Source organism: Shimia sp. R10_1, from assembly GCF_017744095.1.
Classification (GTDB): domain Bacteria; phylum Pseudomonadota; class Alphaproteobacteria; order Rhodobacterales; family Rhodobacteraceae; genus Shimia.
The window spans coordinates 150,467-164,094 of sequence record NZ_JAGHQX010000007.1; the positions used below are offsets into that span (position 1 = coordinate 150,467).

The window sequence follows — 13,628 nt, forward strand, 5'->3', positions numbered from 1 at the left end:
ATGGGACAAATTCAACTTAAGCAAGTCTCCAAAAGCTTCGGCACCACCGAGGTGATCCCACCCCTTGATCTCACCATTCAGGATGGAGAGTTTACGGTCTTTGTTGGGCCATCGGGATGCGGCAAATCCACGTTGCTGCGCCTGATTGCCGGGCTCGAAGACATCACCAGCGGTCACATAGAGATTGACGGCGCAGACGCGACCGGCGTTGTGCCTGCGAAACGCGGCCTGGCAATGGTGTTTCAGTCCTATGCGCTCTATCCGCATATGTCAGTGCGCAAAAACATCGCCTTTCCCTTGCGCATGGCAAAGCTGGAGCGCGCGGAAATTGACAAACGTGTCGCGGCGGCGGCGTCTGTGCTGAACCTAACGGATTACTTGGATCGTCGGCCCGGACAGCTGTCGGGCGGGCAACGCCAGCGCGTTGCCATCGGCCGCGCCATCGTTCGAGAGCCATCTGCGTTTTTGTTTGATGAGCCGCTGTCAAATCTCGATGCAGCGCTGCGCGTTGGGATGCGGTTAGAGATCAGCGAGCTGCACGAACGTCTGAAAACAACAATGATCTATGTCACGCACGATCAGGTGGAAGCCATGACAATGGCAGACAAAATTGTGGTGTTGCAGTCTGGTGTGATTGAGCAGGTGGGCTCTCCTCTGGAACTCTACCGTGCCCCGCGCAACACCTTTGTCGCCGGGTTTATCGGCTCTCCGAAAATGAACCTGCTCACCGGTGCAGAAGCAGAAAAGCACAACGCTCATACCATAGGTGTGCGCCCGGAACATATTGATGTGGTGGACTCAAACGGCCTTTGGCAGGGCACAGTTGGTGTCGCAGAACATCTTGGCTCCGATACGTTTTTTCACATTCACAACACTGGTTTGGCGGACACGCTGACGGTGCGCGCGATTGGCGACGTCAGCCTGCGTCACGGAGACACGATTCATCTGACGCCGAGAGCGGAGGAGATTCACCGCTTTGGAAAAGATGGGCTGAGGTTGGCATGAAACGGCTTGAGGGAAAAAATGCGCTGATCACCGGCGCTGCGCGCGGCATCGGACTGGCCTTTGCGCGGGCCTATATCGCCGAAGGCGCGCGTGTTGCGCTGGCTGACATCGATATTGATCAGGCGCAGGCCGCCGCGCAGGCATTGGGAGATCGCGCAAAGGCGGTTCGCATGGATGTTGCGGATCAGCACAGCATTGACTCAGCTGTTGCCGAAACCGCAGACGCCTTTGGGCACATCGACATTCTGATCAACAATGCTGCGGTGTTCACAGCTGCCCCGATCTGCGAAATCACCCGTGCAGACTATGTGCGCGCGTTTGAGATCAATGTCGCCGGGACTTTGTTTACGCTACAGGCGGTTGCGCGCCACATGATCGCAAACGGCATCCAAGGCCACATCATAAATATGGCCAGTCAGGCTGGTAGGCGCGGGGAAAGCCTTGTGGGGGTCTATTGCGCCAGCAAGGCTGCGGTGATTTCCCTGACACAGTCTGCGGGTCTGAATTTGATTGCCCATGGCATCAACGTGAATGCAATTGCGCCGGGCGTGGTTGATGGCGCGCACTGGGATGAAGTTGATGCGCTTTTTGCCAAATACGAAGGCAAGCCACTGGGGCAAAAGAAAAAAGAGGTAGGCGCGGCAGTGCCCATAGGGCGTATGGGGACCGCTGAGGATTTGTGCGGCATGGCCGTTTTCCTCGCCAGCCCAGAGGCGCATTACGTGGTGGCGCAGACCTATAATGTGGATGGTGGGAACTGGATGAGCTGATGAAACGCCCTGATCCCAAACCCGCCGCCGTCCCGCTTTCAGAGCGCACATTGACCCAATTGCCCGACAGCGTGAAGGTTCCGCGTTACGACCGTCGCAAGATCACACCGGGCATCATTCACATTGGTCTGGGGAATTTTCACAGGGCCCATCAGTCCTGGTATCTGCACCGTCTGATGCAGCAAGGGTTGGCCTCAGATTGGGGCATCATTGGCGCAGGGGTCCGTCCAAACGACGCAGAGATGCGACGTCGTTTGCGAGAGCAGGATTGTCTGACCACCTTGATAGAACTTGATCCGATGACCTCAGATATCGAAGTTGTCGGACCCATGATCGATTTCTTGCCGGTGGAGCCTGCCAATGGGGCGCTGATCAGCGCGATGAGCGCGCCGGAGATCCGCATCGTGTCGCTGACGGTGACAGAAGGGGGCTATTATCAAACAGAAGATGGGGCTTTTGACGCAAACCATCCCGATATTGCGCATGACGCAGCGTATCCTGATCAGCCCACCACAGCCTTTGGCGCAATGGTGGCGGCTTATCGGGCCCGCCGCGCAGCTGGGCTTGCGCCCTTTACCGGGCAAAGCTGTGACAATCTTCAGAACAATGGGGACGTATTGCAGCGCACCATCGTCGGGCTTGCCCGCCTGTCTGATCCCACGCTCGCCGAGTGGATTGCTGAGAAAGCAAGCTTTCCCAATGCCATGGTCGATTGCATTGTTCCTGCGACCGGCGCAGCAGAGCGTGCCGCAGTCCAAGATCTCGGCATTGAAGATGCAGCGCCTGTGACGCATGAAAACTATCGGCAATGGGTGCTACAAGATCGCTTTTGCGCAGGCCGCCCCCCATGGGAGCGCGCTGGTGTGACCATCACAGATAACGTGCACGCCTATGAACGGATGAAAATACGTGTTCTGAATGCGGGGCATCAGATCTTGGCCAATGTTGGCGAAGTCCTTGGATTACAAACGATTTCTGACTGTATGCAGGATCCAGACACGGCTGCGTTTTTCTGCAAGGTACAGCAAGAGGAGGTGCTGCCTTACGTGGAGAGCGTGGGTGACACGTCGCCTCAAGACTATTTGGAATTGATCAAGCGGCGCTTCTCCAATCCCATGATAAACGACACCACCCGCCGTGTCGCCTTTGACGGCTCCGCACGCCATCCGGGGTTTGTGTTGCCCATTTTGCGCGATGCCATCGCAGCAGGGGGCGCGCTCTCTGGCCTTGCACTGGTGGAAGCACTGTGGGCGCGGATGTGTTTGGGAGAACGCGAAGATGGCAGCACAATTGCGCCAAATGATCCGCATTGGGATGATCTCCACCGCTTGGCGCAACGTGCTCGCTCAGATCCGGACGCATGGCTCGAAAATGGGCAGATTTACGGTGATTTGAAAGACCATCGCGCTTTCAATCAAGCTTTTGGGTTTTGGCTCACGTGGATTGGTCAAAAAGGGGCGAGATCTGCGTTGCGCCATTATGTGTCTGGGGCAGACATCTGAACGGCTTCGCCAAACGGTACGCACTATCTGCTGCAGACCGCAGTGCCGTTAGCGCGACTTGGCCCCTCAGATCCCGCAATTACTTTGAAATTTTCAAAGCAATGCTTTCATAGTGTGACAAAGTTCCGCCTGTTCATAGGAAGTCACCCAACCAGATGCCCCGTCCCGCCGCGTCCAAAGATCTGACCCTCAAAGCACTCGAGTTATTCCAAATTTGTGCAGAACGCGGCTCCCTGCAAAGGGCCGCAACGGAAACGGGGCTGACCATCAGCACCGTGTCGCACCATCTGCGCAATCTCGAAAACCACCTTGGGGTCGATCTGTTCGATCATGCCCGCAGGCCAATGGTGCTGACCCCCAAGGGGCGGGTTTTTCTGCGCAATATAGATGCGGCGTTGATTGCCATTCGCCAAGCTGTCGCAGAGGCCTCATCCGGCAGCGTTGATCAGGCGCGCCATCTGAGAATTGGCACAATCGAGGATTTTGAAAGCGATTTGATCCCTGAATTGGCGGTGTACCTTTCGGGGCAGATGCCAGCGTGCGACTTTCTGTATCAAACAGATGTCAGCCATAGGATCATCGACCTGTTGCGCAATCGGCATCTGGATCTTGGCATCACCACATTGCCAGAGGACAGGCAGAAAGATGTGCAGGTGCGGCCGCTGTTACGTGATCCATTTGTCGTCGTGGTGCCGCGCACCGCCGAGGCATCTTTGGCAGACATCATCGCAGGGCGGTCACAGCTGCCTTTTTTGCGATTTTCCAGCAACCTGATCATCGCCCGGCACATCGACTCCCAATTGCGGCGCCTTGGGATGCAAACCGGGTCCCATTTTGAATGCAGCAACAATCAAACCCTTATGGCCATGGTCGCGGCCGGCGCAGGCTGGGCCATCACCACGCCTTTGCTTGTGTCACGAGCAAAACCCTTTCAGGCGCAGTTGGTGATGCATCGGTTCCCGAAAAAGAGCTTTGCGCGCACGCTTGCCCTTGTTGCCACGCCAGATTGCGCCGGGCCTGTGCTGGATCTGATTGATGGCAAAATGCGGCAGATGCTTGGCGCGCGTATTCTGTCTCCGCAGCACCAGCAAACGCCCTGGCTGGCTGAGGATTTCAGGCTGCTCACGTGACTGGCAAGCGCTTGCGCAAAACCTTTCTGTGCGCAGGCGGCGCAATGGGGCGTTCGTCAATTTGTCGAAATATAATTTCGATATTTTTGGATCAAAGCGCCAAGGGCTTGTGTGCATCGCCCCAATCTACCTTCATCTGACGAATGAGTTTGGGAGGGCACAATCATGAAAACGCGCACAAAGGTTGTGGTGATCGGTGGTGGCATTGCCGGATGTTCGACATTGTACCATCTGACGCAAGAAGGCTGGAGCGATGTCGTCTTGGTGGAACGCAATGAACTGACCAGCGGCACAACGTGGCACTCAGCGGCTCAGGTGACCAATTTTGGCATGAACCAGACTATGGTTGGCCTGAAAAGCCATTCCATCGCACTTTACAAAAAGCTCTCCGAAAATCCCGAGTATCCCATCAATTATCATCATGGCGACGGGGGGATCCGTCTTGCCAACACCGAAGCGCAAATGCAGGGATATCGCCATTTTGCCTCCATGGCGCGGGGCATGGACGTGGATTTTGAGGTGATCGACGCCGCCGAATGCGCACGCCGGCATCCGCTGATCTCGACCACCAATCTATTGGGGGGCCTTTGGGATCCGCTGGATGGGGATATTGACCCTGCACAGCTTTGTCAGGCGCTCGCGTATCATGCGCGCAAGGCCGGGGCCGAAGTCTACCGCAACACCCCGGTGACGGCGCTCACGCAACACAAAGATGACACCTGGACGGTGCACACCGAAAAGGGCGATATCGACTGTGATATCGTGGTCAACGCCTGTGGCTACCGCGTGAATGAGGTGGGCGCGATGATGGGGGTGCATCACCCCGTTGCCTCTATGGAGCATCAGTATTTCCTGACCGAAGACATTCCAGAGATCGCCGCAGCTGGCCACAGGATGCCCCTGCTGCGCTGTCCGATCAGCGATTACTACAGCCGTCAGGAAAAGGGCGGTCTGCTTGTTGGGTTCTATGAGCAGGCTTGCAAAACCTGGGGCATGGACGGGATTGATCCGAATTTTGTCAATGCGCTCTGCCCGGATGATCTGGACCGGGTGATGGATGTCCTCGCCGGGGCGTTTGAGCGGATGCCCGCATTGGAGCGCACGGGGATCCGGTCTGTTGTCAACGGCCCGATCACCTACACCATTGACGGTGCACCTTTGGTGGGGCCGATCCCGGGCAAGCGCAATGCCTTTTGCATCATCGGACTGCGCGCGGGACTGGGCGAGGGCGGAGGGCATGGATGGTTGCTGGCCCAGCAGATCGTGCATGGGGAGGCCTGTTATGACACTTGGTGCATTGATCCACGTCGCTTTACCGGCCATGCCAATGTGGAGCTGACCGCGCTGAAGGCCATCGAAGACTACCAAAACGAATTTCGGTTTCATTTCCCACATGAACACCGCCCCGCTGGACGACCCGCCAAAACCACGCCCCTCACGCCCATCCTTGCAGCAGAAGGGGCGGAATTTACGGTTGTGAATGGCTGGGAGCGCATGGATTACCTCAAACCGTTTCCAGACTTCCACCCCTCGCTCAGCTTTGATTTTGATGAAACCTTTGAATGCGTCGCGGCCGAAGTCCACAATGTTCAAACCAATGTCGGGCTCTGTGAAGTCAACGGGTTCAACCGGATTGAAATCACCGGCGATGATCGACATGCGTTTCTGGATCGGATGTTCTGTGGCGCGGTGTCCAGACGGCCGGGACGCGTTGGGCTGGGATATCTGCTGAACGATCACGGCATGCTGAAGGGCGAGGCCACGCTCGCCAATTTGCCCGCATCAGACCGCGGGCCCGCCCGTGTGTGGTACGGCTCTGCCGCTGCCAGTGAATTTCATGACATGGACTGGCTAACGCAACATCTGCGCGCGGATGAGGATGTGCAGCTGCGTTCACTCACCAACGACCAGACCATTCTGGTGCTGGCGGGCCCCCGTGCCCGTGACGTCTTGGCGGCCTGCGCACGGGGCGACTGGTCCAACGCGGCTTTCCCATGGCTATCTGTGCGCGAATGCTTCATCGGATTTGCACCGGCCACAGTCATGCGGGTCTCCTTTTCCGGTGAGCTGGCCTATGAGATTCATGTGCCCAATGCATCGCTCTATGCGGCCTATTTGGCCCTGCGTGAGGCTGGGAAAGCCTTTGACTTAAAGCTCTTTGGTGCCCGTGCGGTCGATCAGATGCGTCTGGAAAAAGGGTTCTTGCACTGGAAGGCAGACATTCTGACCGAATTTGATCCTTTCGAAACCGGACTGGCGCGGTTCGTCAAGACAGATAAAGCGGCCTTTGTGGGCAAAGACGCCCTGCTGGCGCGACAGGCCAAAGGTCCGGATAAAACGCTTGTTACGCTGAAAGTCGCGGCGACCCATGCACCCGCGCATGGAGGCGCCTCTTTGATGCAGGCGGGACGGGTTGTCGGCACGGTGACATCAGGGGGCTGGGGGCACCGCGTCAACATGAACCTGGCCTATGCCTTTGTGCAGCCAGACTTTGCGACAATCGGCACCGTGCTTTCACTTGATACGTGCGGCGCGCAAGTCGCCGCAGAAGTGATTGCGCCCTGTCCTTATGATCACGCGCATACCCGCATGCGGTCCTGAACGCAGCACAATGCAACCCAGCGAAACTTTGCTAGGAAAGCAGCATGAATGCCGCCGTCCTGAGGGTCAGTTCAAGATTGCGATCGACACTGTGAGCAGAGTCGCAAAACTGACCCAGGCCAGATACGGCACAAACGCCCAAGCAGACAACCGATCACGCTGCCAGCTGCGCGTGATGAATAGGGCGATACTGACCCACAGGGCTATGATCACCACAACCGCAAGCCAGGGGGTGTGCAGTCCGAAAAACACGGGAGACCAGGCAAAATTCAATCCCAGCTGGAGCCGCCACAGAGACCACTGTCCCCCCGCATGGCGCGCTTCAAATTGGCGCCATCCAACCATGGCAATCACTGCATAAAGCGCTGTCCATACAGGACCAAACACCCAGTTCGGGGGATTGAAGTCGGGCTTTACAAGCGCGCTGTACCACGCGCCCGGCGCGGTCAAAATGCCAATGGAGAGCCCACCGCCCATAACCAGCATGAAAAGCAAAACGCGCATCGGCCAGTTGCGGGCAAGGTCTTGCCGCGCGGTTCCCGCAGCGTGATCATTCAGCATGTGGTGACCGGAAGCGCGGCAATGGCGTTGGCGGAAAAGGCTGCGGTTTCATCAGTCCCGCTCTGTGCCAAAGACACGGTGGCCCCAGCAATTTCAGCGTCCGTCACAGTGATGGAGCGTGTCCCAATGGTGTCGTCGACATCAATCGTGAACACAACGCGCTGCCCCGGGGCAAGCGCCGAAATTTCAAGCGCAACAGAGGTCTGGCCGTCAGCGACCGTGGGCAAGGATGTCAGGGCGTCTTGGCCCTCAACGATTTGGAAAGGCTGAAAAACCTCCAAACCCGCGCCTCCGCCTGCAACGTCAAAGACCAGCGCGCCGTTGGAGTTTTCGAGATCAACAGTGACAATTCCTTCGCGCATCGTGCAGGCGCCCACATTCTGTATCTCAAACCGATCTTTCGGCGCCCCCTCGATGAACGTGACGTGGATATCAGCCTTCGCTTCTGTAGAGAGCAATATGGCTCCAAACATCGCGGTGATCCAGTGTGCAGAGCTGCGCATCAAATGTCCTTTCAAATCTCTTGATGACACTACGGGACGGCCGGCCGGATGGATTAAACGTCACCTCCGAGCTTGGTGTGGCGTCTTGCGATCCACAGGGCGCGCGTGTGATACGTAGCGCCGAGCGGAACGCCACCACGGGCTTATGGGCTGGATTGGTTGAACACCGCGATGATCGCGTCATCCGTCATTGCCGTGTCTGTGCTCAGCATGCGTTTGATCTGCTGTTGCAGCGCGACAGGGCAGGGCAGCAATAGGCCGGTTTGAGGCAAAACCAGCACCGGTCTGGCGGGGGTCGCTTGCGCAAGATAGTCCAGCTGCACATGCAACGCATCGGCGCAGGTTGCCTCGGGTTGATGTTCGGTGTGTAAGAACAGGCTGCGCTTGCTGTCGATCAATCGTGCAGCTTCTGACTGGTGATGTGCGGCACCGCGTTGCAGCCAGCCCTTGAGGAATGCGCGCTCTGATATGTGTCCGCCCAGCATTGTGCGGATCTGCAACGCTCCAGGATCCAGCGGCTTTGTACTGTTTTCCGTCTGTGCAGCCCTTTGGAAAAAGGCCCATCGGTAACCGCGTTGCGCACGCGTGTTATAATAGTCCTCCCAGAACTGCCGGTTTTCAATGGGCAACAGGCGCTGGTCCTCTGGTTGTGCACTCTGGGGGGAATAATACGGCGCGACATAGGTCAACCCATAAGTTGCGGCCTCTGCGCTGAGAGCGCTGACAGAGGTGGGGCGCCAACTGTTTGCGGCAAATTCGTGCAACAGATAGTCAGGGTCGTGCTGTGAAAGTGCGGCAAGGCGCTGTGAAAGCACTGGCCGATCCTGCGCGGTGTGTCTTGAGAACTGCACCAGAATGCTTTGGATGGCCTGCTCTGCCGGCAGTCCAAGCTCAATCGCATCAGCAATCAGCGCCTGATAGGGCGCCAGCTGCGCCCAGCCTGCAGACGTGTTGTAGCCCAGTTGGAACACGCCGTCAGGAGCCAACGCCGCCTGGACAGCTTGCCACAAATCGGCGCGCGCTGCATCATCCACCCAGCTGTGAATGCCATTGGCAACGGCAAAATCAATGCCGCCAAGATCTGTGGGCGTCAGATCGGCAAACGACGCATGCCGAAACGACAGATTGGTCAATCTGAGCGTTTCCGCATCGCGTTGCGCGCGCTGAATATGTGCTGCGTTATGATCAATGCCGAGAAAGCTGGCCCACGGAAAGGCCTGCGCCAGCAGCAATAAGGTGAACCCAACACCGCACCCAAAATCGACATAGCGAAACGGGGCTGAAGGGTCGGCGACGGCACGCCCTTCCAGAAGGCAGGCGGCTGCGATTTTGCGCGGATCCATGTGTTGCGAAAACACCTGCGGATATGGGGCCTCTGAAAGGTCGGGCGCTGCCATGGTTAAGGTGTCTGCGCTTTTGGCGCTGACAGGATAAAGCTTGCCTCCGTCTGCAGCGGATGGTTCCAAAAATCACGCCCGGCCAGTGGGTTTGTGATGCTGTCTGCCAATGCAGGTGGCTTGCGGTCAACACGCACGGCGCCTGTGACTCGATGCAGGCCGGGGGTGTTGAGAAAACGATCCAGCGCGGGCTGATCCGCGTCCAGATTGTCAAAGTCATGGTCAAACGGTTGCGCGCGCAGCAGGTCATAAAGGCGCGTAAGCGCATAGTGCGGCGCGGCTTGCAGCACCGCATGATCAAGCACAATCATGCGCGAACTGTGCCGCCCGAGCAGAGCGTCGCGCACCAAGGCAAGGGGGCGGCCTACCAAACCTTCGGGCGCAAGCAGCCGGTCCACCCGTTCCTGTGCTGTGGTGCCCGCTTTGAAAAGCTTGCTGTGCTGCACCGGATCCTGCTGATAGAGCCGCTCCAGCGACTGCAGCACCTCCACCGGGTCACGCACACACAAGATAAACTGGCACAGCGGGAACAGTGACACCAGCAGATCGACCTTGGACAGCCATCTGCGGCTGCTGTCAAACACCATGCCGGCGTCCGGCGCGGCGCAATGTACCGAGGACAGCACACTTTTGAGCAGCGCCTGACGCTGATCGCCATCGAGCAGCGCGCTTGCCTCGCTTGTGGTGTTGATCTGCGTATGAACCGCTTCCAGAAAGCTGCTGGCCGGGCTTGTGCCGGGCGCATGAAAATCGGGGTTCTGATGGAGCAAAGCAGCAAGCAGTGTGGAGCCCGACCGCGGCAGGCCCGCAATGAAATGAAACCGCTGTTCAGCCACGGGCAGCTGCCCTTCGGCTCACAGGCTGTGATGCCTTAATGCGACGCATACCGGTCGCTCCGCTGATAAAAATACAAACTCAAATCCAACTGTGCTACCACTACAACCAGTGTTAATTGAGTTCTTTTGTTCATGTCCAGCGTTTCACAGCCACAAACACCTGTTTTTCGTAAGCTTTCTCATGCCATCACAGATACGCTTGGGGAGACTTCGCTCAAGGTTATTCCCTGGTCCTACAGCGCGTGCAATTTCACATATGCGCTGTTGGGGGATCGGGGCGGCTACTTTGCGAAGCTCTTCACCGATCGCAGTGCGGGGTATGAATCTGCTTTAAAAAGATACCTCAGAGAGCGTCGGCTTCTGGGCCAAAACTGGCCAATCGCGATGCCAAAGTTGCGCTATTTCTCCGATGCGGACCAGCTTCTCGTCACTGATGAAATACAGGGCCATGGGGTGCTGCACTTTCTTGAAAACCGTCAGGAGCGTGCCGCGTTGGAGCAAATTTTGCGCTGGACGGCGGCCTTTCATGAGGCAGCGCAATCCGTGCCAGTTTGCGAGGATGCGTTGATCTTTTGCCAACGAGAGGCCCTGTTTGATGCCTCAGCGTTGTCAGATGCACAGAAAGCAACGCTCAAGGCACATCCGATCGACCGTCTTGTGATCACCAAGGGCGACATGTCCCTGCAAAATTTCAAGTTCACCGCAGAAGGCGCGGTGCCGATTGACTTTGAATATGCCGGGTTCCGTCCATTTGAGTACGATCTGGTCGTGCTGATTGATCAAATGGCGCGATTTTCAAAGCTGTCCAAAGCCGACCTGAGCGTTTTGGTGGCTGACATCTACAAGAGCCACCGGCCGGCTCTTCAATCCACATTTTTGGCCGACACTCTGAATATACTGTCTCGTGTTTGTACAATTACGCCTGTCGACAAGGCACTAAATTAGGAGCTTGTAACCTGAATGGTGTATCAGATTTACAATGGAACTGTTGATGACGACGGCACGATCTACATCGACGGTGAATATGATGCCAAAGGCAATCCGCTTGAGCTCAAAGACCTGTTGAAGGCAGAACCGCCTGCCAATGATGGGATCACCGAAAAAATCTATCTGAATGGCGATGATTGGGATCCGGGCAAAGATGACTCTTTCAAACTCTCATTTGGAAAGGGAAATGATGACACCTCTATTGTGTATTTGGACCTTGCGGAATTTGAGACATCACCAGAAATAACGGCAAGCAGTTGTGGCGACGAAGACATCATTCACCTGACCAATGCCATCGCTATTGGTGAAATCGGGAACTATCTGCCGCTGGCATCGTTTTTCGATGGCGATACCACGCCTGGTACGCCGGGGGATTTCGACACAACGGCAGATGACGACACCACTTACTGGATCATCTACATCAACAACGAAGGCGATCCGCGCGTCGCGCAGTTCAGCACCGATTGTGCCATGACCATCCGCGTGTCGTGGGTGTGTTTCGCGCGTGGCACAATGATCGACATAGGGGATGGCAAAAGCGTCCCGGTAGAACAGCTCAAACCCGGTGATCTGGTGCAAACACGTGACAATGGTCTTCAGCCGATCCAATGGCTGGCCAGCCGCAAGGTCGGTGTCTCTGAGCTGTCCCACGACTCGGCTTTGCGGCCCGTGCGGTTTACCGCAGGCTCTTTGGGCAAAGGCGTGCCAAGCAAGGATTTGCTGTTGTCACAACAGCATCGCGTGGTGCTGGACACTGCTGAATGTGCGCTGTTGTTTGGCCATGAACAAGCGCTCGCTCCTGCCAAAGCCTTTATCAACAACAGCACAATTGCGATTGATTATAAGGTGGAGGACGTGGAGTATTTCCACTTTATGTGCGGCGCGCATGAGGTGGTCTACGCCGATGGGGCAGAGGTTGAAACATTCTTTCCCGACCAAGAGGGGCTCCTGTCACTCTCCGAGGATCTGCGCGCGGAATTGCTAAAAATCTTCCCAGACATAGACATTCTGGAAGAGCTTGAGACCAAAGCCCATTTCCCGGTGTTGCGTTTCTTTGAAGCAGAGCTTGCGCTGAAAGCCAAAGAGGGGCGCCCAACGGTTTAGGCGCCCGCAAAACACGCTGATCTCTTGCCGAATGCTCAGCCTGATAGGGCCGGTGCGAGACGGTCAAAGGCCTCTGTCAGCACGTCCTCAGGCTGGGCATAACACAGGCGCAGATAGCCTTCGCCCTGCGGCCCAAATGCCACCCCCGGTGCCAGCCCGACTTTGGTCTTCTGCAGGATGTCATGCGCAGCCTGCAAGCTGTCATCCATGCCAGCCACTTTGAAAAACAGATAGAACGCGCCGTCAGGTTCAACAAATGTGACGCGATCAAAGCTGCTCAGCCGTTCGGCGGCAATTTGGTAGCCCGTCTGGATTTTCTGCGTCAGGCTGTCGACCTCGCCTTCCCCGTCGCGCAGCGCGACGATCCCGGCGTCTTGTACAAAACCTGCCGTGCAGGAGGTGTTGAACTCTGTCAATTGCCCGAGTTTCGCCTCCATCTCTGCAGGGGCCACCATCCATCCAAGGCGCCATCCGGTCATTGACCAGCATTTGGAAAAGGAATTGATGGAAATCAACCGCTCCTCAGGCGCCGCAATGCTGAGAAATGAGGGCGCGGTTTTGCCATGCCGGTAAAGGCGATTGTAAACGTCATCGGCGACCACCCAAATGCCGTGTTTGCGACAATGCTCCAGCACGATTTTTTGATCCGCCGCGCCCATTGCCCAGCCGGTTGGGTTGTTGGGGGAGTTGATGACAAACACCCGCGTCTGCGGGGTAAGCAGATCAAGCAGTGCATCCATGTCGAGCGCCCATTTGCCCGCCTCAACAGTCAGGGGCAGCGTGGCGATCTCTGCGCCCATTGCACGAAACGCGCCGATGATGTTGGGCCAGCTGGGGTCAATCGCCACCACGCGATCCCCCGGAGAGGTCAAGATCTGCGCGGCCAGCATCAGACCCTGCATCCCCGATGGCGTCACTGTGATCTGTTCTTTGCGCAAATCTGCCCCAAACAATGCATTGCTATAGCGGCAAATCTCTTCGCGCAGCGCCAGCGCACCGTTGTTGGGCTGATACATATGATTGCCAGCGCGCAACGCCGTGACAGCCGCATCCACAATGCGCGGGTTTGTGGGCCATGCGCCTTCGCCAAACCACAGAGGCACCACGCCCCCAAGTTTCATTCCGGCCTCAGCCACTTCGCGGATTTTGGAGGCCTCCAGCGCGCGCGCGCGGGCCGAAAGGCTCTGTTCTATGGGTCCCTGTGTCATGGGCGCAATTTGCCGTATTCTGTG

12 protein-coding genes are annotated in these 13,628 nt (G+C 57.0%); 7 read left to right on the forward strand and 5 right to left on the reverse strand.

Translation table 11 applies throughout. The annotated features are described in order from the left end of the window. The 5 genes from J7413_RS14495 (at position 1) to J7413_RS14515 (ending at position 7,008) form a co-directional block, all read left to right on the forward strand. Positions 1 to 1,005, forward strand: a complete 1,005-nt coding sequence (locus J7413_RS14495; RefSeq protein ID WP_209099408.1) for an ABC transporter ATP-binding protein — start codon at positions 1 to 3, stop codon at positions 1,003 to 1,005. Next, the gene (locus J7413_RS14500) at positions 1,002 to 1,775 is read left to right on the forward strand and encodes an L-iditol 2-dehydrogenase (RefSeq protein WP_209099410.1); all 774 of its coding nucleotides are present in this window, start codon (positions 1,002 to 1,004) and stop codon (positions 1,773 to 1,775) included. The genes J7413_RS14495 and J7413_RS14500 overlap by 4 nt, the downstream gene beginning before the upstream one ends. Continuing rightward, positions 1,775 to 3,277, forward strand: a complete 1,503-nt coding sequence (locus J7413_RS14505) for a mannitol dehydrogenase family protein (protein ID WP_209099412.1) — start codon at positions 1,775 to 1,777, stop codon at positions 3,275 to 3,277. The genes J7413_RS14500 and J7413_RS14505 overlap by 1 nt, the downstream gene beginning before the upstream one ends. 155 nt (positions 3,278 to 3,432) lie before the next feature. Further along, positions 3,433 to 4,407, forward strand: a complete 975-nt coding sequence (locus J7413_RS14510) for a LysR family transcriptional regulator (protein ID WP_209099414.1) — start codon at positions 3,433 to 3,435, stop codon at positions 4,405 to 4,407. 165 nt (positions 4,408 to 4,572) lie between these two features. Then, the gene (locus tag J7413_RS14515; protein WP_209099417.1) at positions 4,573 to 7,008 is read left to right on the forward strand and encodes an FAD-dependent oxidoreductase; all 2,436 of its coding nucleotides are present in this window, start codon (positions 4,573 to 4,575) and stop codon (positions 7,006 to 7,008) included. 66 nt (positions 7,009 to 7,074) lie between these two features. Here the strand turns inward: J7413_RS14515 and J7413_RS14520 are convergent, their stop codons facing one another. The 4 genes from J7413_RS14520 to J7413_RS14535 all read right to left on the reverse strand — a co-directional run bounded on the left by J7413_RS14520 (position 7,075) and on the right by J7413_RS14535 (position 10,305). After that, complete coding sequence (locus J7413_RS14520) at positions 7,075 to 7,569, reverse strand: TspO/MBR family protein (protein WP_247743537.1); 495 nt, start codon at positions 7,567 to 7,569, stop codon at positions 7,075 to 7,077. Continuing rightward, complete coding sequence (locus tag J7413_RS14525) at positions 7,563 to 8,072, reverse strand: aggregation factor core (RefSeq protein WP_247743538.1); 510 nt, start codon at positions 8,070 to 8,072, stop codon at positions 7,563 to 7,565. Before J7413_RS14525 ends, J7413_RS14520 begins: the two co-directional genes overlap by 7 nt. A 143-nt stretch (positions 8,073 to 8,215) precedes the next feature. After that, complete coding sequence (locus J7413_RS14530; protein WP_209099419.1) at positions 8,216 to 9,469, reverse strand: class I SAM-dependent methyltransferase; 1,254 nt, start codon at positions 9,467 to 9,469, stop codon at positions 8,216 to 8,218. A 2-nt stretch (positions 9,470 to 9,471) separates the two neighbouring features. Then, the gene (locus J7413_RS14535) at positions 9,472 to 10,305 is read right to left on the reverse strand and encodes a sulfotransferase (RefSeq protein ID WP_209099421.1); all 834 of its coding nucleotides are present in this window, start codon (positions 10,303 to 10,305) and stop codon (positions 9,472 to 9,474) included. 132 nt (positions 10,306 to 10,437) lie between these two features. On the opposite strand from J7413_RS14535, the gene J7413_RS14540 reads away from it, so the two are divergent. Next, a complete protein-coding gene (locus tag J7413_RS14540) occupies positions 10,438 to 11,250 on the forward strand; it encodes a phosphotransferase (RefSeq protein ID WP_209099423.1) in 813 nt (270 codons plus the stop codon). A 15-nt stretch (positions 11,251 to 11,265) separates the two neighbouring features. Then, positions 11,266 to 12,396, forward strand: coding sequence for a Hint domain-containing protein (locus J7413_RS14545; protein WP_209099425.1), 1,131 nt, complete (start codon positions 11,266 to 11,268; stop codon positions 12,394 to 12,396). 35 nt (positions 12,397 to 12,431) lie between these two features. Here the strand turns inward: J7413_RS14545 and J7413_RS14550 are convergent, their stop codons facing one another. After that, complete coding sequence (locus J7413_RS14550; RefSeq protein WP_209099427.1) at positions 12,432 to 13,604, reverse strand: pyridoxal phosphate-dependent aminotransferase; 1,173 nt, start codon at positions 13,602 to 13,604, stop codon at positions 12,432 to 12,434. Between the last annotated feature and the right edge of the window lie 24 nt (positions 13,605 to 13,628).